The 23,455-nt window shown below is 71.7% G+C and carries 16 protein-coding genes and 2 pseudogenes; 13 read left to right on the forward strand and 5 right to left on the reverse strand.

Going from position 1 to position 23,455, the window contains the following annotated elements; all coding sequences use genetic code 11:
- Nucleotides 1-163 precede the first annotated feature (163 nt).
- Both SMA5143A_RS06060 and SMA5143A_RS06065 read left to right on the forward strand, forming a co-directional pair.
- Nucleotides 164-739 carry a hypothetical protein gene (locus SMA5143A_RS06060; RefSeq protein ID WP_181361754.1) on the forward strand — a complete coding sequence of 192 codons (576 nt, stop codon included), beginning with the start codon at nt 164-166 and terminating at the stop codon, nt 737-739.
- 135 nt (nt 740-874) lie between these two features.
- Complete coding sequence (locus tag SMA5143A_RS06065; protein WP_107461880.1) at nt 875-2,209, forward strand: cytochrome P450; 1,335 nt, start codon at nt 875-877, stop codon at nt 2,207-2,209.
- Nucleotides 2,210-2,459: 250 nt separating this feature from the next.
- On the opposite strand, the pseudogene SMA5143A_RS06070 reads toward SMA5143A_RS06065, so the two are convergent.
- Nucleotides 2,460-4,625, reverse strand: a pseudogene (locus SMA5143A_RS06070) (sensor histidine kinase); the annotation flags it as partial.
- 670 nt (nt 4,626-5,295) lie between these two features.
- Here SMA5143A_RS06070 and SMA5143A_RS06075 point away from each other — a divergent pair.
- Nucleotides 5,296-6,210 (forward strand): annotated as a pseudogene (locus SMA5143A_RS06075) (non-reducing end alpha-L-arabinofuranosidase family hydrolase); the annotation flags it as partial.
- A gap of 248 nt (nt 6,211-6,458) precedes the next feature.
- Nucleotides 6,459-7,919: a DEAD/DEAH box helicase gene (locus tag SMA5143A_RS06080; protein ID WP_107461881.1), complete on the forward strand. Its 1,461-nt coding sequence runs from the start codon at nt 6,459-6,461 to the stop codon at nt 7,917-7,919.
- 8 nt (nt 7,920-7,927) lie between these two features.
- On the opposite strand, the gene SMA5143A_RS06085 is transcribed toward SMA5143A_RS06080, so the two are convergent.
- Nucleotides 7,928-9,298, reverse strand: a complete 1,371-nt coding sequence (locus tag SMA5143A_RS06085) for a DUF1996 domain-containing protein (RefSeq protein ID WP_107461882.1) — start codon at nt 9,296-9,298, stop codon at nt 7,928-7,930.
- Between the two features lie 260 nt (nt 9,299-9,558).
- On the opposite strand from SMA5143A_RS06085, the gene panD reads away from it, so the two are divergent.
- The 3 genes from panD to SMA5143A_RS06100 are packed head-to-tail and all read left to right on the forward strand — an operon-like array spanning nt 9,559 to nt 11,007.
- Entirely contained in the window at nt 9,559-9,978 is a 420-nt protein-coding gene (gene panD, locus SMA5143A_RS06090) for an aspartate 1-decarboxylase (protein WP_107461883.1), read from the forward strand.
- 49 nt (nt 9,979-10,027) lie between these two features.
- On the forward strand, nt 10,028-10,372 hold the full coding sequence (locus tag SMA5143A_RS06095) for a GNAT family N-acetyltransferase (protein ID WP_055522770.1): 345 nt from the start codon (nt 10,028-10,030) through the stop codon (nt 10,370-10,372).
- Between the two features lie 8 nt (nt 10,373-10,380).
- Nucleotides 10,381-11,007 carry an aspartate/glutamate racemase family protein gene (locus SMA5143A_RS06100; RefSeq protein WP_107461914.1) on the forward strand — a complete coding sequence of 209 codons (627 nt, stop codon included), beginning with the start codon at nt 10,381-10,383 and terminating at the stop codon, nt 11,005-11,007.
- A 424-nt stretch (nt 11,008-11,431) separates the two neighbouring features.
- Here the strand turns inward: SMA5143A_RS06100 and gndA are convergent, their stop codons facing one another.
- Nucleotides 11,432-12,871: an NADP-dependent phosphogluconate dehydrogenase gene (gene gndA, locus SMA5143A_RS06110; RefSeq protein WP_107461884.1), complete on the reverse strand. Its 1,440-nt coding sequence runs from the start codon at nt 12,869-12,871 to the stop codon at nt 11,432-11,434.
- A gap of 413 nt (nt 12,872-13,284) precedes the next feature.
- Here gndA and SMA5143A_RS06115 point away from each other — a divergent pair, with 413 nt between their 5' ends.
- Nucleotides 13,285-14,415, forward strand: coding sequence for a transglycosylase family protein (locus SMA5143A_RS06115; RefSeq protein ID WP_107461885.1), 1,131 nt, complete (start codon nt 13,285-13,287; stop codon nt 14,413-14,415).
- 58 nt (nt 14,416-14,473) lie between these two features.
- On the opposite strand, the gene SMA5143A_RS06120 is transcribed toward SMA5143A_RS06115, so the two are convergent.
- Entirely contained in the window at nt 14,474-15,604 is a 1,131-nt protein-coding gene (locus SMA5143A_RS06120) for a DMT family transporter (RefSeq protein WP_181361756.1), read from the reverse strand.
- A gap of 228 nt (nt 15,605-15,832) precedes the next feature.
- Here SMA5143A_RS06120 and SMA5143A_RS06125 point away from each other — a divergent pair, with 228 nt between their 5' ends.
- The 5 genes from SMA5143A_RS06125 to SMA5143A_RS06145 all read left to right on the forward strand — a co-directional run bounded on the left by SMA5143A_RS06125 (nt 15,833) and on the right by SMA5143A_RS06145 (nt 22,512).
- The gene (locus tag SMA5143A_RS06125; RefSeq protein ID WP_107461887.1) at nt 15,833-16,582 is read left to right on the forward strand and encodes a (2Fe-2S)-binding protein; all 750 of its coding nucleotides are present in this window, start codon (nt 15,833-15,835) and stop codon (nt 16,580-16,582) included.
- Between the two features lie 76 nt (nt 16,583-16,658).
- On the forward strand, nt 16,659-17,810 hold the full coding sequence (gene glgA / locus SMA5143A_RS06130; RefSeq protein WP_107461888.1) for a glycogen synthase: 1,152 nt from the start codon (nt 16,659-16,661) through the stop codon (nt 17,808-17,810).
- Nucleotides 17,811-17,857: 47 nt separating this feature from the next.
- Nucleotides 17,858-19,078 carry a glucose-1-phosphate adenylyltransferase gene (glgC, locus tag SMA5143A_RS06135; protein WP_107461889.1) on the forward strand — a complete coding sequence of 407 codons (1,221 nt, stop codon included), beginning with the start codon at nt 17,858-17,860 and terminating at the stop codon, nt 19,076-19,078.
- A 225-nt stretch (nt 19,079-19,303) separates the two neighbouring features.
- A complete protein-coding gene (locus SMA5143A_RS06140; protein ID WP_107461890.1) occupies nt 19,304-20,650 on the forward strand; it encodes a wax ester/triacylglycerol synthase family O-acyltransferase in 1,347 nt (448 codons plus the stop codon).
- A 359-nt stretch (nt 20,651-21,009) separates the two neighbouring features.
- A complete protein-coding gene (locus SMA5143A_RS06145; protein ID WP_099966016.1) occupies nt 21,010-22,512 on the forward strand; it encodes an SDR family NAD(P)-dependent oxidoreductase in 1,503 nt (500 codons plus the stop codon).
- Here the strand turns inward: SMA5143A_RS06145 and SMA5143A_RS06150 are convergent.
- On the reverse strand, nt 22,491-23,003 hold the full coding sequence (locus tag SMA5143A_RS06150) for a hypothetical protein (protein ID WP_107461891.1): 513 nt from the start codon (nt 23,001-23,003) through the stop codon (nt 22,491-22,493). The genes SMA5143A_RS06145 and SMA5143A_RS06150 overlap by 22 nt on opposite strands.
- Nucleotides 23,004-23,455 lie beyond the last annotated feature (452 nt).

A 23,455-nucleotide genomic window follows, 5' to 3' on the forward strand; every position in this document is an offset into this window, starting at 1 on the left:
TCCTCCCTTCGGTTCGGTTCGGCGCGTAGTTCGGAAGCGTAGGGCCTGACCTGCTCTTCTCGCCCGGAGTTCGGGACGGATCGGAGTTCGGCAACGCCGGGTTCCCGCAGGTCCAAGCTCGTTGAGGAGAACGCCCACACTCTTTCGTTTCGGAGGAAGTACCTTGCCGACGTTGCTCTCGATTCCCGTGTCACGCGCCCTCGCCGCGGATGCCGCGGCGGACGGGGACGCCCTGACCGCCGCGCTCATCGGCGGGGTTGTGGCGGTGGTGCTCGCCCTCATCGGATGGCTTCTGCACGCCTGGTTCCGCCGACGTGACCACCGGCGGGCCGACCTCACGGAGACGGCGCGCACGCTGGGACGGGTGGATCTCGAAGTGCGGCGGCTGATGGCGCTCCGCCGGGCCCTCCGGGTGGAGGACTTCGAGACGCTCGACGAGCTTCTCCTCCATGTCCAGAGGGCCGCGGCTCGCAGCACGCAGGGCCGCAGGCTGAAATCCCTGGAGTCCCGGTTGACGCGACTGGCCGACGTGGTCGCACGGTTCACGGCCACGGCGAGTGCCGCCACCGAGGACGTCGAGCGGGCGCACCTCGCCGTCTCGGCGCTGACCGACGTGCCCGCGGCACTGAGCCTGCACGGACTGGTCGGCGCCGTGCAGGACCAGGTACGAGGGGCCGAGGAGGTCGCCGCGGCGGTGCGGGCCGCGGAGGACCGTGTGGAAAGGCTCCGGGCCGCCTGACGGTGGTCCCGCGATCGGCCGCAGACGACCTGGCTGATCGTCACCGGCAGAACGGCCACGAGAAGTCGCCGCTCCCGTACAGTCCGTGCTGTGCCGTGTGGCGGCCGTGCCCGGCGGTCGGCCAGGGGAGGAGACATGGATACCGCAGCCGGTTCGGGCCCGCCGCCGTCCGCCCCCGGAGCGGACGCCCGGCCCGTTCCCGAAGTCGAGCCCGAGGTCGTCGAGCGGTGGCGGTCCGGGGGAGGCGAGCTCGTCGAGCTGTTGACGGAGGTGCGCGCGCGGCGCGGCGGTGTCGCGGCCTTCCGTCTCGGACCGTCGCCCACCGTCCTCGTCACCGACCCGCAGGCGGTCCAGCACGTCCTCGCCCTGCGCCCCGAACGGTACGTCAAGCGCTCCCACCGTGCCCGTCTGCTGGTCGGCGACGGTGTCCTCGCCGCCACCGGCGCGGCCTGGAAGGCCCAACGCCGCCTGTTGCAGTCGCAGTTCACCGGTACCGGCATGCGCCGACACGAACACCGGATCACTTCCGCCGCGCAAACCACCGCCGCACGCTGGAACGCGTACGCCCGTGACGGCCGGACCCTGGACGTCGGGCGTGAGATGCGCCGCTACGCCCTGGACGCCATCTGGCGCACGCTCACCGGACATCCCCTCGACGACGAGACCGAGCGGGAACTGGCCGCTGTCGCCGGCGTCGGGGCCGCCCTTCCCACGCTGCCCGCCGATACCACCGCCGCGCGGGACGCCGTCGCCGCCGATCTGGCCCGGATCGACGCGGTCGCCCGGCACGCCATCGAGGCCGCCCGGAGGGGGGAGGCCGGTCCCGACGGTCCCGGCGTGCTGCACGTCCTGCTCGACGTGGCCCGCGAACGCCCGGAATACACCGACCAGTTGATCCGCGACGAGCTGGTCACCCTGCTCGCCGCCGGGCACGAGACCACCGCCACGACCCTGACCTGGCTGTACCTGCTCCTCGACCGGTACCCCGGTGCCCGTGAACAGGCGCTCGCCGCCGGCGGCGACGGCTCCCCCCAGCGTCGCCAGGCCCTCCAGGCCCTGGTGCACGAGACGCTCCGGCTCTACCCGTCCGCGTGGATCCTGCCCCGCCACGCCGCCGAGGCCGACACCCTCGCCGGCCACACCGTCGACGCGGGCACCGACCTCCTGGTCTGCCCGTACCTCACCCACCGGGACCCCGAACTCTGGCCCGATCCGGAGGAGTTCGATCCCCGCCGCTTCACCACCCCGGACGGCCGCCCCACCCACCCCGGCGCCTACTACCCCTTCGGCGTCGGCCCCCGAGCCTGCCTCGGCCTCCAGTTCGCCCTCCGCGAGTCCACCGTCGTCCTCGAACACCTCCTGCCCGCCCACACCTTGACGTTCTCCTCCACCCCCACGAGAACCGTGTACGGCATCACGATCCGCCCCGACGGTCCCACCCCCGCCACACCGAGACCGCCGACTGCCTGAACGCGACGCTCAACGCAACCACCGGACCATGAAGAGCGCCTGCTCGCCGGCGAAGGCGAGGGCGTGCCGCATAAGGCTTCGGCACTCCGGTTTCCCCGGGCTCGGAGTCCGACGGTGTCCGCGAGGCCGTGGAGAACCGGGCTTTCGGGTCAGCGTGGGTGTCGACAGCAGGGCTTGGGCGTTCGTAAGGCCGTCGAAAGCCTGCCTCGGCGTCCGTGGCGCCGGCTCAGCTCTGCCAGCCGGTGTACGGGGAGGTGAAGTCCTCGCCGGGGAAGGGCGGTTCAGGGGCGGCCGGGCCGGCAGGGGCGCGCGTGAGGGCGTCCGGGGGCTCGGGCGGGCCTTCCCCGTCGGTGAGGTCGCTCGGGAGCATGACCAGGGAGGTCGTGCCCGCCTGCTCGCCGGAGGGGCGGAGCTGGACGCGGATGCCGTGGCGGTCGGAGAGGCGGCCGACCACGAACAGGCCCATGCGCTGGGAGATCGCGGTGTCCACGGTCGGCGGCTCGGACAGCCTGTGGTTCACGTCGGCGAAGTCCTCGGCGGTGAGGCTGATGCCCTGGTCGTGGATCTCGATCATCAAGCGGCCGTCGGGCAGACGGGTCGCGGTGACGCGGACCTTGGTCCGGGGCGAGGAGAACGTGGTGGCGTTCTCGAGGAGTTCCGCGAGCAGGCGCACGAGGTCGGTGACGGCGCGGCCGTGGATCTCGGCCTCGGGGACACCGGACAGCTCGATGCGCTCGTACTGCTCCACCTCGGAGGAGGCGGCCCGCAGCACGTCGACCAGCGGGACGGGCTGGTCCCAGCGGCGGCCGGGTTCCTCGCCGGCGAGGACCAGGAGGTTCTCGCCGTTGCGGCGCATACGGGTGGCCAGGTGGTCCAGCTTGAAGAGGTTCTCCAACTGGTCGGGATCGGCCTCGTTGTGCTCCAGGTCGGTGATGAGGGCCAGCTGGCCCTCGATCAGCGACTGGTTGCGGCGCGAGAGGTTGGTGAAGATCGCGTTGATGTTGCCCCGCAGCAGGGCCTGCTCGGCGGCGAGCCGGACGGCCTCACGGTGGACCTGGTCGAACGCGCGGGCGACCTCGCCGATCTCGTCCGTGGTGGTGATCGGGATCGGCGCCACCCACGTGTCCACCCGACCGGGGTCGGTGCGCGAGAGCCGGTCGTCCAGCACGGGCAGCCGCTGCTCCGCGATGGTGAGGGCGGCGTTGCGCAGCCGGCGCATCGAGCGGCTCATCCGGCGGGCCATGAGCGCGGTGACGAGGAACGCGGCGAGCAGGGCCACCACGACGACGACACCCTTGACGACCGCGGCACGCCGGGCATCGGACGCGGTCCGGGCGGCCTCGTCCACCGCGGCGTCGATCAGCTGCTTCTCGGCCCTCCCGTACGCCTCGAACTTCCGGGTCGAGGCGGCCATCCAGGTGGCCGGGGTGATGCCCTGCGCGGCGAGGACGGCGGGCCCCTCCCCGGCCGCGATCCGTTCCGTCATCCGTTCCAGGCCCGGTAAGGCCGCCCGGCTGGGGCCCCCGACCGTCGTGCGGTGCTCCCCGCCGGACACCAGCCGTCCGGGCTCCGCGGGCCGCTCCGTCTCCCGCTCCGTACGGTGCCCCGTCGGCCACGTCGTCTGTCGCTGCGCCGTGCCGGAGGTGAGTCGGGTGACGGCGACGTCCGTCCCGGTCGCCCCGTACGTCCGGGCCGCGATGGTCTCCAGACGGCGGTACGCCAGGAACGCGTTGAGCTGCTGTTCACGAAGCGGCCCGGTGTCGCCGGGCCGGACCATGAGGTGCACGCCGACCGACCGCTGGAGGGACGCGGCCTCCTTCGCCAGGGCGAGGGAGTACACCATGCGGCCGTACGCCGCGGAGTGCTCCATGCCGGACCCCAACTCGTTGGCCAGGCCGATGATCAGCCGGCCCAGGACGGCGTAGCCCTCCTCGGTGGCCACCGGGTCCGTGCCCGTGGTGAAAGCCTGCGCGCGTAACGCTCCCAGTTGGGGCCAGACCCGTTCGACCTGGCTGATCCGCTGCTCCAGGCCGTGCCCGGCGGGCAGCGCGTCGACCTCCCGCCGGAAGTCGGCCGCGCGCAGGTCGGTGACCGTCCGTACCTCCCGCACCAGGGGGCTGTCCCGTCTGCCCTGGAGCAGGGGTGCCACGGACAGGTCCCGCTCGTCGAGAAGCGCCGAGTGGTAGGCGCTGCCGGCGGCGACGATCCGCGCCACGTGCTCCGCGATCCTGGCCGACCGCCAGGTCTCCACCGACGACCGCACCTGCATGCCGCCCAGCACCAGATTGGTGAGCACCGGGACGAGCAGGATCACGGCCAGCCGTGTGGACACGTGCCACCGGCGCGGGAGAACACCACGGGGCGCCGAGGCTTCGCGCGCCGATGCCGCCGCCACGATCTGTTTGCTTCGCCTCATTCGAAACCCTCACCTCTCGGCGTCGGCGCGCGGGGCGTCCGGGGTACCCCGCATGGCACGTTCCACCTTGACTTACGCCTTCGGAGGGCCCTTCGAACGCGCCTTTCCGGACTTCCTGTGGACGGGTCGAGGCTTTGCTCTGGCTGATTCGCAACCTCGGGTGACCTCGCAGGCGTACGAACCGCTCCTTCCTCGTCGAAAGATTTCGGAGTCGGTATCGAATCTTGCGAGAGGTATTGACGCCGTTCAACGGCTCCCTATGATCCGAATTGGTCGACACTCCGCCTCTTGTTCGAAATCACGTACAGGTCGCCGGGGGTTCCGCTCGGGCGGCGGGACACCTCCGGGCCGCGCACGCCGAAACAGTTCGAGCCGCAAGGAGTACGTCGCTCATGCGTATGTCATGCCCTCGTCACCCTGCCGGGGTGAGTCGCGCGGAGACACGGGGATCCCGGTCGCCCCCGTGCTCACGGACCGCCGTCAGCCGCACCGCATCGACAGTCCGGCCGCCCCTCCGACCGGGCCGGCCGGGAACCGTTCACTCCAGAATCGAGAGGTCGTCATGCGCAAAGGAACGTTCAGCCGTAAGCGTCTGTCTGTGGTGCTGGCCGCCGCGACCGCGGCCCTGATCTCGGCGGCGTCGCTCGTCGCCAACCCGGCTCAGGCCGCCACCAGTGCCGCCTGCGCCCTCCCGTCGACGTACCGGTGGACGTCGACGGGGCCGCTGGCGCAGCCCTCGAACGGGTGGGCCTCGCTGAAGGACTTCACCAACGTGACGTACAACGGCAAGCACCTGGTCTACGGGACGAACTTCGGCTCGAACTGGGGCTCGATGATGTTCACCCCGTTCACGAACTGGTCGGACATGGGCTCGGCCCGCCAGAACAGCATGAACCAGTCCACGGTGGCGCCCACGCTGTTCTACTTCGCGCCCAAGAGGGTCTGGGTCCTGGCGTACCAGTGGGGTGCGTGGCCCTTCATCTACCGCACGTCGAGCGACCCGACCAACCCCAACGGCTGGTCCGCGCCGCAGCCGCTGTTCACCGGAAGCATCTCCGGTTCCGACACCGGACCGATCGACCAGACCCTGATCGCCGACGGCCAGAACATGTACCTGTTCTTCGCCGGTGACAACGGCAAGATCTACCGGGCGAGCATGCCGATCGGGAACTTCCCGGGCAACTTCGGGTCGTCGTACACGACGATCATGAGTGACACGAAGGAGAGGCTGTTCGAGGCGCCGCAGGTCTACAAGCTCCAGGACCAGAACCAGTACCTCATGATCGTGGAGGCCATGGGGGCGAACGGGCGCTACTTCCGCTCGTTCACGGCCTCCAGCCTGAACGGTTCGTGGACCCCGCAGGCCGCCAGCGAGAGCCGCCCCTTCGCGGGCAAGGCCAACAGCGGCGCCACCTGGACCAACGACATCAGCCACGGTGACCTGGTCCGCAACAACCCCGACCAGACCATGACCGTCGACCCCTGCAACCTGCAGTTCCTCTACCAGGGCAAGGCCCCCAACTCGGGCAACCTCCCCTACAACCGCTGGCCGTACCGGCCGGGCGTCCTCACCCTGCAACGCTGACCGGCCTGATCCGGGAAGCCGACCAACGGGTGCCTGACGGGGTTCTCCCACGTCAGGCACCCTCGCGTGGGAGGACGGAGCGACGAGGTGCGTGCGTCGGCGGCCGAGGGACCGCCGGTGCCGTGTGCTAGCGTCATGCGTTTGCGTGGTCGTCGCGGTAGGTGGTTCCGCGTGTTCGGCCGGCACTGGTGCGTGGGCCGTTCGATCCTGCCGGGCCTTCCCCATACGTCCTCTGCGGAAGGCAGTTCATGAAGCATCCCGATGACTCCGGCACGGTGGCTCACGGCGGTTCCGACCGGCCCACGGCCACGGCGACCCCGGAGCCGGCCTCCCCGGCCGTCTCCTTCGCCGGTGCGGGACTGCCGGCGGAGGTGCTGCGGACCCTGACCCGACTCGGCGTACGTGAACCCTTCCCCATCCAGGCCGCCACCCTGCCCGACGCGCTGCGAGGGCGCGACGTCCTGGGGCGCGGGCGCACCGGCTCGGGCAAGACGCTCGCCTTCGGTCTGCCGCTGCTGACCCGTACGGCCGGGCGGCGCGCCGAACCGAAGCAGCCGCACGCGCTGGTCCTCGTGCCGACCCGGGAGCTGGCCGAGCAGGTCACCGAGGCGCTGGCCCCGTACGCCGAGGCGCTGCGGCTGCGGATGGCCACGGTCGTCGGCGGCCTGTCGATCGGCCGGCAGATCGCCGTGCTGCGTCAGGGCGCGGAGGTGGTCGTCGCCACCCCCGGACGCCTGCACGACCTGATCGAGCGCAAGGCCTGCCGTCTGGGGCGGGTGAGGATCACGGTGCTGGACGAGGCCGACCAGATGTGCGACCTGGGGTTCCTGCCGCAGGTCGTCGACGCCCTGGACCAGGTGCACCCCGAGGGCCAGCGCATGCTGTTCTCGGCCACGCTGGACGGCGACGTCGACCAGTTGGTCCGCGGCTACCTTCGCGACCCCGTCGTCCACTCGGTCGACCCGGCCGCGGGCGCGGTCACGACGATGGATCACCACGTCCTGGTCGTCCACGGCCCCGACCGCTACGCCGTCACCACGGAGATCGCCGCCCGTGACGGCCGCGTCCTGCTGTTCCTCGACACCAAGCACGCCGTCGACCAGCTCACCCGGCATCTGCGGGCGAGCGGGGTGCGCGCCGGGGCCCTGCACAGCGGCAAGTCGCAGCCCCAGCGCACCGGGACGCTGGCGCAGTTCAAGGACGGCCGGATCACCGTTCTGGTGGCGACCAATGTCGCGGCGCGGGGCCTGCACGTCGACGACCTCGATCTCGTGGTCAACGTCGATCCGCCCACCGACCCCAAGGACTATGTGCACCGGGCGGGCCGTACCGCCCGCGCCGGCGAGTCCGGCAGGGTGGTCACGCTCGTCCTGTCGGGCCAGCGCCGTGAGGTGAGCCGGATGATGGCCGGGGCGGGCATCGAGGCGACCGTCACCAAGGTGCGCTCGGGGGAGGCGGAGCTGAGCCGGATCACCGGCGCGAAGGCTCCCTCGGGGACCCCGCTGGACGGCGGGCCCGCCGCCTCCCGCCCCAAGAACACCAACGCTCCCTTCCGGGGCCTCGGCACGTCCAAGGGCGCGGCCAAGGGCACCTCCCGCGGTACCGGCGGCACATCGCGCGGTACCGGCGGCACGTCCCGCAAGGCCGGCGAGGCCCGCAAGCTGGCGGAGGCCCGCAGGGCGGCCGCCGTGCGGCGCAACAACGGCTGATACCGGCGTCAGCCGCAGCGGCGCCCCGAGTTGATGCAGAGGACCGCACGCTTCATCAGCCGGTCGGTCATCACGTTGATGAAGTCGTTGTGGTCGGTGATCGCGTTGTGCCGCTGCCCCTGGAAGCCGTCGACGGCGAAGTTCGGTGCCGAGGGGGTCTGGTAGGTGAGACGCATCGTCAGCCGAGGGACGGCCTTGAAGCCGGGTGCGCAGTTGCCGTCGGCGTCGGCGAAGGCGACATGGCTGCGGTGGTCGGCGCTGTCGGTGTTCCTGCCGTCCCAGCAGCTCTGGAAGGAGAAGCTGCGCACCACCCTGCTGCCCCTGGGGCAGATCGGGTACTTGTCGGTGAGCTGGACCTTGTTCTCGAATCCGGTGCAGCTCCAGTGGGCATTGGCGTTCTTCGTGCCGTTGGTGAACGCCTTGGCGTCCCCCGTGATGATCCGCAGGAAGCGCGGCATCGCCACGACCTTGCCGGTGGGGCTGCCCAGGTAGGTGATCGAGACGGTCCTCGGCACCAGGATGGCTCCCCGGTTGCCCTCGGCACCGCCGCCGAGCTCGTTGGCGTCGGGGCCCTGACGGGTGGTGTCCCGCAGGACGGGCCAGTAGTACGCGGACTGGTCGCCGTTGGTGCAGGAGGTGCCCTGGGCGCTCAACGACTCGTTGGTCGAGGTGAAGTCCACCTTCCGGTTGCCGACGTAGTCGTGGACGTGGTGGGCGCCGTTGCGCACACCGGGGGCCACGATGTCGTTGTCCGAGTTGTGCTGGCCCTGCTTGTTGACTCCGCACCGGGAGGTGAACGCTCCCGTCGAGGCGCCGGCCCGCGGGCGGACCCGGCGTACGTTGGGGGTCACCTTGGTGATGTCCACGAAGTCGGCGGCGGTGGGCCCGTCGTCGCCCTGATTCGCCGCCCCCGGCGGGGATGCCGGGGTGCCGGGTGCGCTGACGCCGAGGGTGCAGGCGGCGAGGACGTCCAGTCCCGTGGGCTTGGCGGCGGACCGCCCGATGGCGATGGCGATCCGGTCGATGGTCGCCTTCCTCTTGTCGGTCAGAGGGCCGAGGATCGCGTTCCGCACGAAGTTCGGTCCCCCTTGCTCACGGGTTTCGACCAGCCGCCGGTCGGCCTCCGCGGTCTGGCGGTCCAGCAGTCGCAGATTCCGGTCCACCTCGGCCCGTGCCTGCTGGGGCACGGCAGGCAGCCTGCCCTTCACGTCCGGACAGCTGATGGACGGGGCCGACCGCGTCGAGGGAGGGGTGGCGCCGCCGTTGGACGCGTTGGCGGCGTAGTTCACACCCATGAGGCCGCCACCCCCTGCCAGGAGCGCCGTGACCGCGATGAGGGCGTTGCGGCGGCCCCGGCCGCGCCTGTGATCTGCTCGCATGAGAACTCCCGATGTCACCATGTGGTTCCTGACCCGGCGGCGATACGCATCACCCGCCGCTCGGACACCACCAGCCTCAACCGAGTGATCGACGCATGGCAGCAGTTCACGGCGCGCGTCATGGACACGTAAGAACTGGGCAAGCGCGTGGCACAGGTGTGACCGACGAGTCCCGATCGCGACGACAGGTGCCCGTGTACAGTGAAGACCGCCCTTGACCTGCACAAAGCGGGCAGGGAGCCGTCTTCCAGGAGTTGAAAATGCTGCGCACCATGTTCAAGTCCAAGATCCACAGAGCCACCGTCACCCAGGCCGACCTGCACTACGTCGGGTCCGTGACCATCGACGCCGATCTGCTCGACGCCGCCGATCTGCTGCCCGGTGAGCTCGTGCACATCGTGGACATCACCAACGGCGCCCGTCTGGAGACGTACGTCATCGAGGGCGAGCGGGGCTCCGGGGTCATCGGCATCAACGGCGCCGCGGCCCATCTCGTGCACCCCGGAGATCTGGTGATCATCATCAGTTACGCTCAGTTCTCCGACGCCGAAGCCCGGACGATGACGCCCAGGGTGGTGCACGTGGACGGCGACAACCGGATCGTGGCCCTCGGCGCGGACCCGTCCGAACCGGTACCGGGCTCTGACCAGCGGCGCAGCCCCCAGGCCGTCACGGCCTGAGTCCACGGGCGGCCGCCCGGCGACGCCGACCGTACGCGAGGAGAACCGCATGAGCGACATCGAGATCCGCGACGACCGGGCCGGCGGCCGCCTGGAGGCCTTCGCCGGGGACGAACTGGCCGGACACATCCAGTACTTCGTCCTGGAGGCCCCGCGACGCGCCCTCGTCCCGGTCCACACGATCGTCGAGACCGCGTACGAGGGCCAAGGCGTCGCCGGTTCGCTGGCACGGTGGCTGTACGGCACGGCGGAACGCGAGGGCATCGTCGTCGCGCCGCTGTGCCCGTACGTCGTCAAGTGGGCGGAGCGGCACCCCGACGAGGCCCCGGCGGCCGACCCGGAACTGCTGCGGGCCGCCAAGGAGTGGCTCATCGCCCACCCGGAGGGCTTCTGATGGGCGACGTGCTCGCCCTGCTGCACACCTCCCCCCTCCACATCCCCGTCTTCGACGCCCTGCGCGACGAGGCCCATCCCGGCCTGGAACTGCGGCACTTCGTCGCCGAGGACCTGCTGACCCGCGCGGGCACCGACGGTCCCGCGTCGGTCGCCGGCGAGGTCCGGTCCCTGCTCGACGCGGCCGTCGCCGAGGGCGCCACGGCGGTGCTGTGCACCTGCTCCAGCATCGGTGCCGTCGCCGAGGCGACCGACGTCGGCGTGCCCGTGCTGCGCGTGGACCGTCCGATGGCGGCCGCCGCCGTGGCCGCCGGGCCGCGGATCGTCGTCCTCGCCACGGTGCGCAGCACCCTGGCCCCGACGGTGGCCCTGATCGAGGAGGAGGCCACGGGCCCCGTGGAGATCCGCACCCTCCTCCTCGACGACGCCTGGGCGCTGTTCGAGGCCGGTGACACCGAGGGCTACGCCCGCACGATCGCCGGGGCCGCCGACGAGGTCACCGACGCCGACGCGATCGTCCTGGCCCAGGCGTCCATGACGCCCGCCCGGCGGTGGACCACGACCACGACCCCCGTCCTGTCCAGCCCCCGACCGGGGCTGGCGGCCGGCGCGGCGGCGGTGCGGCCGACCGGGTGACTGCCCGTGGGGCGCCCGGGTACCCGTGGCACAAGTCCATGGCCGACATCCTCTGGCTGGAGGACACGATGACCCACCCAGAACCGGACCCCGTGCGGCCCGGCCCCACCCCGGGCCCGGGCCCCGACCGCCCCGAACCCGTCCCGGCCCCGAACCCCTACCCCGACCCGGTGCCCCCACCGGAACCCGCCCCGGCCCCGGAGCCGGACCCGGTCCCCCAACCCCCGGGCCCCGACCCGATCCCGGGAGAACCCACCCCCAAACCCCTGTCATAGCCCGCCCGATGGGCCGACGAACGACAAGTGGCCCGGCGTGAACCACTCCACGCCGGGCCACTGCCCTGTCACTTGAAGGAGAAAGTCAGGAAACCGCCGAGCCCGACCACGACCGCCCGGCCCCGGCGACGTCCCCCGAGATCACCCTGTTACGCCTCGACCTCCGACCGGTCCCCGCCCCACAGCGTGTGGAACGAGCCCTCGCGGTCCACCCTCCGGTACGTGTGCGCGCCGAAGAAGTCGCGCTGGCCCTGCGTGAGCGCCGCGGGCAGCCGCTCCGCGCGCAGCGCGTCGTAGTACGCGAGCGCCGCCGCGAAGCCCGGCGTCGGCACGCCCTGCCGGGTCGCGGCCACGATCACCTCACGCCAGTCGTCCTGCGCCGCGGCGATCTCCTGCGCGAACGTCTCGTCGGACAGCAGGCTCGGCAGGTCCGGCCGGGCGTCGTACGCGGCGCGGATACGGTCGAGGAAGGCCGCCCGGATGATGCAGCCGCCGCGCCAGATCGAGGCGACCTTGCCGAGGTCGATGTCCCAGTCGTACTCGGAGCGGGCCGCGTCGATCTCGTGGAAACCCTGCGTGTACGACACGATCTTGGAGGCGTACAGCGCCTGCTCGACCCGGTCGGCGAAGGCTCCCGCCTCGGCCTGGCTGAGCGGCGCCGCCTTCGGGCCCGCCAGCGAGCGCGAGGCGTCCCGCAGCGCGGCGTGCCCGGACAGCGAGCGTGCGAAGACGGCCTCGGCGATACCGGAGACCGGCACGCCCAGGTCCAGCGCGATCTGCACGGTCCAGCGGCCCGTGCCCTTCTGCTCCGCCTGGTCGACGACGACGTCCACGAACGGCTTGCCGGTCGCCGCGTCCACGTGCGCCAGCACCTCGGCGGTGATCTCGATCAGATACGAGTCGAGGCGCCCGGTGTTCCAGGTGCGGAAGATCTCCGCGATCTGCGCGGGGGAGTAGCCGGCCACATCGCGCAGCAACTGGTACGCCTCGCCGATCAGCTGCATGTCGGCGTACTCGATGCCGTTGTGGACCATCTTCACGAAGTGCCCGGCGCCGTCCGGACCGACGTGCGTCACGCACGGCGAACCGTCGGCGGCCTTCGCGGAGATCTTCTCCAGCATCGGGCCGAGGGAGTCGTACGACTCGGCCGGGCCGCCCGGCATGATGCTGGGCCCGTTGAGCGCGCCCTCCTCACCGCCGGAGATGCCCGCGCCCACGAAGAGGATGCCCTGCTCGCGCAGCGCGGCCTCGCGGCGGCGGGTGTCGGCGAAGTGCGCGTTGCCGCCGTCGATGATCATGTCGCCGGGCTCCAGCAGCGGCGCGAACTCCTCGATCACCGCGTCGGTGGGGCCGCCGGCCTTCACCATCACCACCAGACGCCGGGGGCGCTCCAGCGCCTGGACGAAGTCCTTGGCGGTCTCGGCCGCGATGAAGTCGCCCTCGTGCCCGTGCTCCTCCACCAGCGCGTGCGTCTTCGCCGCGGAGCGGTTGTGGACGGCGACCGTGTAGCCGTTGCGGGCGAAGTTGCGGGCGAGATTGCTCCCCATGACCGCGAGGCCGGTGACGCCGATCTGGGCTGAAGTGCTCATGCGGTGGGCTCCTATGGATCCTGGAATCAGTGGTGCCGGTGAATCGGTCGAGTCGTGATGGTCACGTCGTGATGCACAAGTGGTGCCGGTAGGTCCTCATATTGGTGCTGCCGTCAGTGCTCGCCAGTATTGCCCTTCCGGTCATCCTGACGTGCGGCGGCCCCTTGCGCGCCGCGCGGCACGTCGTTCTTGAGTACGCGGAAAGGGCCCCACCTGCCTCAATGGAGCGCGCAACCGGCGCGCGTCACGCGCCGCACCCGCTCACGCGTGCGCCGGACACAGGTACTTACGCGCCGGGACAGGTCGTTTCCACGCCACTCGCGGGGTGGGTGCGGCTGGATTTTCGTCTTGTCATGGCCTGTTCGCGGCGCTTACTTTTGCGGCTTCGTGGCAGAGGCGAGGGGGGCTACTCCATGGCCGTACGCGGCCGGCACCGCCGGTACCAGCCGAACAGGATCAACCGTGCTTCACTCACGGTCACAGCCGGCGGCGCCGGCATCGCACTCCCGCTGATCGGCACGGGAGTCGCCGAGGCGGCCGACGTGGACACCTGGGAGAAGGTCGCGGCCTGCGAGTCCACCGGTGACTGGGACATCAACACCGGCAACGGCTACTACGGCGGCCTCCAGTTCAGTCAGTCGACCTGGGAGGCGTACGGCGGAAGGGCCTACGCCGCGCGCGCCGACCTGGCGACCAGGGAACAGCAGATCGCGATCGCCGAGAAGGTGCTGGACGGCCAGGGCCCCGGCGCCTGGCCCCACTGCTCGGTCCGCGCGGGACTCACCCGCGGCGGCGACGCGCCGCGCACCATCAAGGACGTCAAACCGCAGACCACGCCCCAGTCGCAGGCGGGCAAGGTCGAGATGTACACGGTCGTCCGGGGCGACACGCTCTCCGAGATCGCCGAGTCCGAGGAGGTCAAGGGCGGTTGGCGCGGGCTCTACAACGCCAACCGCAGGATCATCGGCTCCGACCCGGACCGCATCCTGCCGGGCCAGCGGCTGAGTCTCACCTCGGCCGCCCCGAAGAAGGAGCACGAGAAGGAGCAGCCGAAGAAGGAGCGGCCCGAGAAGGAAGAGAAGAAGGAGCGGAAGAAGGAGCAGAAGCGGGAGCAGCGGACCGACTCGCGGCAGGAGTCCGGATCCCGGGTCGCCCCGGTGAACGCCTCCCTCGGCACGCCGTACCGCGCCTCCGGCTCCTCCTGGTCGAAGGGCTACCACACGGGTGTCGACTTCCCCGTGCCGACCGGCAGCACCGTGAAGTCCGTGGCCTCCGGTGAGGTCGTCACGGCCGGCTGGGGCGGCTCCTTCGGCTACCAGGTGGTGATCCGGCACGCCGACGGCCGGTACACGCAGTACGCCCATCTGTCGGCGATCTCCGTGAAGGCCGGGCAGCAGGTGAGCGCGGGCCAGCGCATCGGCCGTTCCGGTTCCACCGGCAACAGCTCGGGCCCGCATCTGCACTTCGAGGTGCGGACGGGGCCCGGCTTCGGCAGTGACGTCGACCCGATCGCCTATCTCCGGGCCGGAGGGGTGCGTCTCTGACGCGCCCGACGTGACCGCGCCGCGACGTACCGCGGGAGGCCCGCTCCGGGCCTCCCGCTCACGTCCCTACATGGTCCCGATGCCGGTCGCCGTGCGGCCGCGGCACATACAGCTCGCCGTGGAACGGTCGCAGCTCCAGCTCGGGCCGCCCCTCGTCACCCGTGCCACCGGCCCCGCGGAACGGTGCCGGTACGACCACCCGCTGGTCGAGGCCGATCGACCCGTCGGCCGTCGCCGGGACCCCGGCCGGCCGTGCGGGAAGCCCCGCGAGCAGCCGCTCGACGGCGAGGGCCGCCTCCCGGTCGGCGACCGTCGACGCGTCCGCCGTGTCCTCGTCCCCGACCCGTTCGGGCCGCGCCTCCTCGTGGAGCCGCTCGGTGGTGAGCAGGATCAGACCACCGGCCGCGACAACCCCGCAGCCCAGGGCGAGGAGGGTGCCCGTGGTGCCGTAGCGGAACGTCTCGCCGAACATCGTGATGCCGACCGCCGCCGCCACCACCGGGTTCACGACGGTCAGGGTGGCGAGCGGGGCCGCGAGGCCGCCGTTGCGGTAGGAGGCCTGGGACAGCAGCAGACCGGCCGTGGCGAAGACACCGATGACCGCGAGGGTCGGAAGGTCGGCGAGCGCGACACCGTCCGTCCAGTCGACGGCCACCGTCTTGGTGAACACCGAGGACATGCCGAACGCGACACCGGACGCCACCGCGAGCAGGATGCTGCGCGTCGTCGGATGCCGGTGCGCGGCGTGGGCCGCCGTCATCAGCGCCGCCACCGCGCCCGCGCTGACCAGCGCCACCAGCACGCGCTCGGTGGTGTCCAGGGACTGCGCGTCGGCCGTGCCGACCAGGGAGAGCAGGCCCGCGAGACCCACCGTCGCCATGATCGCGCCCCGCCAGGCCGTCGCCCCGGCCCGGCGGCCGACGAAAAGAGCCGCCATGGGCAGGGCGAAGACGATGGTCAGCGCGCCGAGTGGCTGCACCAGGCTGAGCGGGCCGTACGCCAGGGCCACCACGTGCAGCAGCCCGCCGAGACCGTTCAGTGCGACGGCGGCCCACCAGCCCGGGCGGCGCAGCGGGGCGTAGGTCCGGCCCGGGGAGGTCACCGCGACCCGCTCCTGCACGATCGCGCCGCCCGCGTAGGCCACGGCGGAGACGAACGACAGCAGCACGGACAACGCGAGGGCGCTCATGAGCGGCTCCTCGACGAGGGGCGGGGGCGCTCGGCCCGCCGCTGCGAACGGTCGGCTTTCATGGTGACCACGATGCCTCGCGAACGTGTTCGCGTCGTCGTACCTGAGCACTCATTGAGTCGTACTGCCGATGGAGTAGGACTCGCCGCCCGTCATCCTCAGGAGGGGCGACACGGAGTGCACCCCTCCCCGCGAACACGCCCGTAGGCCCTGGTACTACTCGATGTCGTGGACCATGCCGCCGACCTCACGGACCTCTCCGCCCTCGGCGGCTTCTTCGTACTACGCACGGGGAAAGCACCGGGGCGCCCGCTGCCCACCCTCGCGGAGGCGTACGCGGCACGGGATGCCGATGTGAGAAAGGAGGTTTACGCGAATCCCGTAATTTTCCGTGTCCGGAAGGTGGCCGACAGCGTCCGGGCCCCCGAACCCCGCGTCGCGGCCTCCATCGCCCACCTCGGCCTCGCCGCCCGGCTGTGGTCGGTCGCCCTCGGCGCCGCCGCCCTCCACGACCGCGTCCCCGATCTCGACCCGCGACTGCTGCACTGGGACCCCGACGCGAGCGCCCCCGACGACCTCTGGCTGACCGGGGTACGGATGCTGCCCGCCGACCGGCTCGGCGAGGTCGTACGGGAGGCGCACCTCGTCCCCCTGGCGGCGGCCCTCTGCTCCCAACTGCCCGTTTCCCCCCGTCTGCTCCGGGGGAACGCGGCCTCCGCGCTCATGGGAGCCGTCCGGCAGATCGACCGCTGGGCCGCCGCGCACGGCCGTGCGGAGGCGGCGGACCGGGCCCGCCGGCTGGCCGCCGCACAGCTCGCCCGTTCCGATCTCGCCGGCACCCTCGACCCGGCGACCCACCGCCGCCGCAGCTGCTGCCTCTACTACCGGCTGCCCGGCGGCGGACTCTGCGGCGACTGCTGCTTCGACCGGCCACCGGCCCGGACCCGGCCGTCGGGCAGGAGGGGCGGCATCCGCTAGGGACATGGCGCTCTTCCCCAACCGCCCCGTGTGGGTGACCATGTGGGAACGAGTCATGTGAGACAGGGGGTTCCGGGTGCGAGTCGGCCTGCTGACCCGGGAGTATCCGCCCGACGTCTACGGAGGCGCGGGGGTCCATGTCGAGTTCCTCGCACGGGAGTTGAGGTCCCTCGTCGACCTCGACGTGCACTGCTGGGGCGAGGGCGCCGCGGGCGGCGTCGTACGCCACCGGCCCTGGTCGGCGCTGGACGGCGCCAACGACGCCCTGCGCACGTTCTCCGTGGACCTGTCCATCGCCGCCGGCCTCGACGGCCGGGAACTCGTCCACTCGCACACCTGGTACGCGGGCCTCGCCGGCCACTTCGGCAAGCTGCTGCACGGCATCCCGCATGTGATGACCGCCCACTCACTGGAGCCGCTGCGCCCCTGGAAGGCCGAGCAACTGGGCGGCGGCTACGCCCTGTCCAGCTGGGCCGAGCGCACCGCGATCGAGTCCGCCGACGCGGTGATCGCGGTGTCCGGCGCCATGCGCGACGACATCCTCGGCTGCTACCCGGCCCTGGACCCGGCCAGGGTACGAGTCGTGCACAACGGCATCGACACCACCCTCTACCGGCCCGACCACGCCACGGACGTCCTCGACCGCGTCGGCCTCGACCGGGCCCGCCCCTACGTCCTGTTCGTCGGCCGCATCACCCGCCAGAAGGGCGTGCCCCACCTGCTGCGCGCCGTACGGGCCATCGACCCGGACGTCCAGGTCGTGCTGTGCGCGGGCGCCCCGGACACCCCGGAGATCGACCGGGAGTTCCGCGACCTCTTCGAGGAGCTGAGCCGTGTCCGCGAGGGCCTGCACTGGATCCCGCAGATGCTGCCGCGCCCGGAGGTGATCCAACTCCTCACCCACGCCGCCGTCTTCGTCTGCCCCTCGGTGTACGAACCGCTCGGCATCGTCAACCTGGAGGCCATGGCCTGCGGCACGGCGGTGGTCGCGTCACGGGTGGGCGGTATCCCCGAGGTCGTGGAGGACGGCGTCACGGGACTCCTCGTGTCCACCGAGGACGACTTCGAAGCTCAGCTGGCCCGCGCCCTCGACTCGGTCCTCGCCGACCCCGCGACCGCCGCCCGCATGGGCGAGGCGGGACGGGAGCGCGCGGTGCGCGAGTTCGGCTGGGACGCGGTGGCCCGGCGGACGGTCCACCTGTACGAGGAAGTCCTCAAACAGGGGTAGGCACACAGGACAGAGCACGGCACAACCGGGTGTAGAGGGGCGGCGGCATGCGGCGCGGTGGACCTTCGGTGCTGGGAATCGTACTGGCGGGCGGCGAGGGCAAGAGGCTGATGCCCCTGACCGCCGACCGCGCGAAACCGGCGGTGACCTTCGGCGGGACGTACCGTCTCGTGGACTTCGTACTCTCCAATCTCGTGAACGCGGACATCCTGCGGATCTGCGTCCTGACCCAGTACAAATCGCACTCCCTGGACCGGCACATCACCACCACCTGGCGGATGTCGAGCCTGCTCGGCAACTACGTCACCCCGGTCCCCGCCCAGCAGCGGCTCGGCCCGCGCTGGTACCTGGGCAGCGCCGACGCGCTGCTCCAGTCCCTGAACCTGGTGCACGACGAACAGCCCGAGTACGTCGCCGTCTTCGGCGCCGACCACGTCTACCGCATGGACCCCCGGCAGATGCTGGCCCAGCACATCGAGGGCGGCGCGGGAGTGACCGTCGCCGGGATACGCGTGCCCCGCACCGAGTCCTCCTCCTTCGGTGTGATCACCCCCGGCTCCGACGGCCGGTCCGTGGAGCGCTTCCTGGAGAAGCCGGCCGACCCGCCCGGACTCGTCGACGACCCCGAGTGCGTGTTCGCCTCGATGGGCAACTACATCTTCACCACCAAGGCCCTGGTGGAGGCGCTCCAGCGGGACGCCGAGGACGAGAACTCCGTCCACGACATGGGCGGCTCGATCCTGCCCCAGCTCACCGAGCGGGGCGAGGCCCAGCTGTACGACTTCAGCGCCAACCACGTGCCCGGCGAGACCAACCGGGACCGCGGCTACTGGCGGGACGTCGGAACCCTCGACGCCTACTACGACGCCCATATGGACCTCATCGCCGAGCGCCCCGCCTTCAACCTGTTCAACCGCAGCTGGCCCATCTACACCAGCTCCGGCCAGCTCTCCCCGGCACGCTTCAACGCGGGCGGCATGGCCAGCGAGTCGATCATCAGTGCGGGCTGTCTGATCCGGGGCCAGGTGACCCGGTCCGTGCTGTCGCCGGGTGTGGTCGTCGACCCCGGCGCCGTGGTCCAGGGGTCGGTGCTGCACGACAACGTCCACATCGGCCGGGGCGCGGTCGTCCGGGGCGCCGTTCTCGACAAGAACGTCCAGGTGCCGCCGGGCGCCACCATCGGCGTCAACCCGGAGCGCGACGCGGAGCTGTACACGGTCTCCAGGGGCGGGGTGATCGCCCTCGGAAAGGGCCAGCAGGTGTCGTGACTCCGCACTGATGCGCGTCGAGCGGCTGTGCGGTTCATCACGCCGCGCTGGGCCGGGTGGGTTGAGATGACCCCCAAGTGACGGCAGATGTCCCAGTGGTCCCGCCTCTCCCCAGGAGGTGGGACTTAATCTGCTGTTAACTGAGCGTAGCTCGATCGTACTTGACCGTAATCGGCCATCAGCGATTGACTGCACACTCACCCGTCGTCGACGCGAGGCAAGCCATTGACTTCTGACGAGCTCGCACCACTCGACCTGGCCTTCTGGAACATCGAGTCCGCCGAACATCCCATGCACCTGGCAGCCCTCGGCGTCTTCACGGCCAACTCGCCCACCGCGGGCGCCCATGCCGCCGACCTGCTCGCCGCCCGTGCCGCCGGGGTGTCCGCGCTGCGGATGCGGATCCGGGACGTCTGGCGGCCCGATGCGCGCCTGCCGCTCACCTTCGGCGGCGCGACCCGCGAGCCCGTCGCCGACTTCGAGCCCTTCGACCACGTACGGCTCCACGCGCCGACCCGCGACTTCCACGCGGTGGCCGGCCGGCTGCTGGAACGCCCCCTGGAGCGCGACCGGCCGCCGTGGGAGGCGCACGTCCTGCCCGGCGAGGACGGCACCTCCTTCGCGGTGCTGTTCAAGTTCCACCACGCCCTCGCCGACGGACTGCGGGCGCTGACCCTCGCCGCCGCCGTCATGGACCCCATGGACATGCCCGCGCCCAGGCCGCGCCCCGCCGAACCCCCGCGCAGCCTCCTCGGCGAGGTGCGCAAGCTGCCCGCGCTCCTCCGCGGCACCCTCTCCGACCTGGGCCGGGCCGTGGACATCGGCACCTCCCTCGCCCGCACCACGCTCGACGCGACGCTGGGCGCGCGGGGCACCACCGCGCTGACCGCCGAGCCGAGCGGCACCCGCCGCACCGTCGGCGTGGTCCTCGACCTCGACGACGTGCACCGCATCCGCAAGACCGTCGGCGGCACCGTCAACGACGTCCTCATCGCGGTCGTCGCCGGCGCGCTGCGGCGCTGGCTGGACGAGCGGGGCGACGGCAGCGAAGGGGTCGCGCCCCGGGCGCTCATCCCCGTCTCCAAGCGCCGGCCGCGCACCGCGCACCCCCAGGGCAACCGGCTCTCCGGCTATCTGATGAAGCTGCCCGTCGACGACCCCGACCCGCTCGGCCGACTCCGCACGGTCCGTACGGCCATGGACCGCAACAAGGACGCCGGGCCGAACCGCGGCGCCGGGGCGGTCGCGCTGCTCGCCGACCATGTGCCGCCGCTGGGGCACCGGCTCGCCGGGCCCCTGGTGAGCCAGGCCGCGCGCCTCTGGTTCGACCTCCTCGTCACCAGCGTGCCGCTCCCGAGCCTCGGCCTGCGGCTCGGCGGCTGCCCGCTCGCCGAGGTGTACCCGCTGGCCCCCCTCGCCCATGGGCAGTCCTTGGCGGTGGCGATCTCCACGTACCGGGGGAGCGTCCACTACGGGCTGGTCGCCGACGCGGAGGCCGTGCCGGATCTGGAGGTGCTGGGGAAGGCGGTGACGGGGGAGCTGGAGGAGCTGCTGGCGGCGTGCGAAGGCTGAGCGGGGGCGCGGGGCGCCTTAGAGCTCGGGGGTGCGCGTTCGTATGGCGGGTGCGGGTGCGGGTGCGGGTGCGGGTGCGGGTGGGGTGGGGGTCGTTCGCGCAGTTCCCCGCGCCCCTGAAGGCTCGGGCCTACGGCCCGGCCTCCAGATGAAAAGCCCGGGGGCGCAGCCCCCGGCTTCTCAGGGGCGCGGGGAACTGCGCGACCAGCCACACACCACCCGCACCCGCCGACGAACCGCGCACCCCCGAGCTACTGGGCGCCCTGGGTTTGGCCAGCCGCGCTCCCGTCCGTACAATTCCCCGTTCGATGACGGGCGCGAGTCGGCGCGCCGCGGGCGATCAGGGAAACGGCAGCGCGATGACGGTGACAGAGGACGGCCCGGCGACCACGGACGAGGCCGTGTACGGCCCCGGTATCGACCCCGAGCGGCTCGCCGTCTGCCTCAGCGTGCTCGAGGAACTCGACACGCTGGACGTCGACCACCCGGACGCGATCACGGTGCGCCGCGCCACCGCCGCCATCTACCGCACGGTGAAGCAGCGCCGCCGCCAGGAGCGCCGCGCCGCGAAGACCGCCCACGACAAGGCGGTCACCGAGGCCACCGCCACCGGCTCCGCCCAGCGCATCGACGACGAGACCGAGGGCATCCTGCCGTCCTCGGTGACCGACGCGGGACAGATCGCGGGGATACTCCAGCGCCCGCGCTCCTGCTACGTCTGCAAGGCCCGCTACGTCGAGGTCGACTACTTCTACCACCAGCTCTGCCAGGACTGCGCCGCCGAGAACCGCGCCCGCCGCGACGCCCGCGCCGACCTCACCGGCAAGCGCGCCCTGCTCACCGGCGGCCGCGCCAAGATCGGCATGTACATCGCCCTGAGGCTGCTGCGGGACGGCGCGCACACCACGATCACCACCCGGTTCCCGAAGGACGCGATCCGCCGCTTCAAGGCGATGGACGACTCCGCGGACTGGATGCACCGCCTGGAGGTCGTCGGCATCGACCTGCGCGACCCCGCCCAGGTCGTCGCACTCGCCGACCAGCTCACCGACGCGGGCCCCCTCGACATCCTCATCAACAACGCGACCCAGACCGTGCGCCGGCTGCCCTCCGCCTACGCCGCCCTGGTCGAGGGCGAGAGCGCCCCGCTGCCCGCCGGGGAACTGCCCGCCCACCACGTCATCGGCGCCTTCAACTCCGGCGCGGTGGACCGGCTGACGGGACCGGCCGAGCTCCCCGTCGGCACCAGCGGTCTCGACGCGCAGCGCGTCGCCGACCTCGCGCTGGTCGCGGGCAACGCCAGCGTCGCCCGGCACCTCGACGGCACCGCCATCGACGCCGGCGGGCTCGTCCCCGACGTGGTGGACAGCAACACCTGGGTGCAGACCATCGAGCAGATCTCCCCGGTGGAGCTGCTGGAGACCCAGCTGTGCAACTACACCGCGCCGTTCATCCTCATCAGCAAGCTCCGCCCGGCCATGGCCGACGCCGCCCGTAAGGCGCCGAGCGGACGCGCGTACGTGGTGAACGTCTCCGCGATGGAGGGCGTCTTCGGCCGCGGCTACAAGGGCGCCGGCCACCCGAACACCAACGCCGCCAAGGCCGCGATGAACATGGTGACGCGGACCAGCGCCCAGGAGATGTTCCAGACCGACGGCATCCTCATGACCTCGGTCGACACCGGCTGGATCACCGACGAGCGTCCCCACTTCGACAAGCTCCGCCTCGCCGAGGAGGGCTTCCACGCCCCGCTCGACCTCGTCGACGGCGCGGCCCGCGTCTACGACCCGGTCGTCCGCGGCGAGCAGGGCGAGGACCTGTACGGCGTCTTCCTGAAGGACTACGCGCCCGGCAAGTGGTGAGACGCCCTCGCCCGGTCCGACACCAGCTCCAGCACCGTCCGCCAGTCCTCCAGCACCCCGGCGTCCACCCCCGGGACGCGGCCCGCCTCGTGCGCGTCCCGCAGCGTCAGCACGTCCTCCACCAGGGCCGTGTCGGCCCAGCCGCCCGCGTGCGTGCGCACGAGGTCGTCGGGGCCGAGGGCGTGCAGGCGTACGAGACGGGCGACCCGCTCGCCGAGCAGGGGGCGCACCGCGTCGGCGGCCAGGTCGGCGTGGCCGGTGTCGTCACCCGGACGGAGCAGACGCCCGAGGGTGTGCACCAGGCCGGCCACCTGGAGCTCCTTGTCGGCCGGCCGCGCCCGGCGCAGCACCGCGGCGGTGCGCAGGGCGTGCTCGTGCGGATCCCCTGGATCCCCAGGACCGCCCGGACCACCTGGGCCGCCCGGCGCGTCCCTGGCGCCCCGGCACGCGTACAGCAGATCCATCAGCTCGTCGATGCCGCGCAGCTCCATGCGTCGGTCCTCCCGAGTCCGCCCGCGAGAAATGCCGTTGCGACACAGGAGCAGATCATGGTCGGCTTGCTATTCGGCCAACGGGACCTGAACTGCGTGCCGAAGGCAGCGATCCGCTGGAGCCCTGGTGGAGCGCGGAGTTCAGGAACTAGGCCGATCGGGTGGCAGCAAAACGTAATGAAATAGGGCGGATCGCCACGCGATGGCCCGCTGAACGCGGAATGACTCAAGACAGTTACCTCGTGTTTTCAGCCCCATCGAGCAGGCGCCCGCTCATTTGGTTACTCTGTACCGGACGGACAGCCTTATATGGGTTCCACCCACACCCACGGTCCGTCCCGGGACAAGCCGGTCACCACGGCCTGCTCTCACCCAAATGAATCCGGCGCCACCGCGTCCGAACTGACCTCGACTCAGACCCGAGCGGATGTCAGGCGAGCAGCGGAAGGCTG

Source organism: Streptomyces sp. MA5143a (assembly GCF_900290235.1).
Lineage (GTDB): Bacteria > Actinomycetota > Actinomycetes > Streptomycetales > Streptomycetaceae > Streptomyces.

Coding starts and splice junctions, on each gene's coding strand:
- SMA5143A_RS06065 (WP_107461880.1), top strand. CDS start 875: ATGGATACCGCAGCCGGTTCGGGCCCGCCGCCGTCCGCCCCCGGAGCG.
- SMA5143A_RS06080 (WP_107461881.1), top strand. CDS start 6,459: ATGAAGCATCCCGATGACTCCGGCACGGTGGCTCACGGCGGTTCCGAC.
- SMA5143A_RS06085 (WP_107461882.1), bottom strand. CDS start 9,298: ATGCGAGCAGATCACAGGCGCGGCCGGGGCCGCCGCAACGCCCTCATC.
- panD (WP_107461883.1), top strand. CDS start 9,559: ATGCTGCGCACCATGTTCAAGTCCAAGATCCACAGAGCCACCGTCACC.
- SMA5143A_RS06095 (WP_055522770.1), top strand. CDS start 10,028: ATGAGCGACATCGAGATCCGCGACGACCGGGCCGGCGGCCGCCTGGAG.
- gndA (WP_107461884.1), bottom strand. CDS start 12,871: ATGAGCACTTCAGCCCAGATCGGCGTCACCGGCCTCGCGGTCATGGGG.
- SMA5143A_RS06115 (WP_107461885.1), top strand. CDS start 13,285: ATGGCCGTACGCGGCCGGCACCGCCGGTACCAGCCGAACAGGATCAAC.
- SMA5143A_RS06120 (WP_181361756.1), bottom strand. CDS start 15,604: ATGAGCGCCCTCGCGTTGTCCGTGCTGCTGTCGTTCGTCTCCGCCGTG.
- glgC (WP_107461889.1), top strand. CDS start 17,858: ATGCGGCGCGGTGGACCTTCGGTGCTGGGAATCGTACTGGCGGGCGGC.
- SMA5143A_RS06145 (WP_099966016.1), top strand. CDS start 21,010: ATGACGGTGACAGAGGACGGCCCGGCGACCACGGACGAGGCCGTGTAC.
- SMA5143A_RS06150 (WP_107461891.1), bottom strand. CDS start 23,003: ATGGAGCTGCGCGGCATCGACGAGCTGATGGATCTGCTGTACGCGTGC.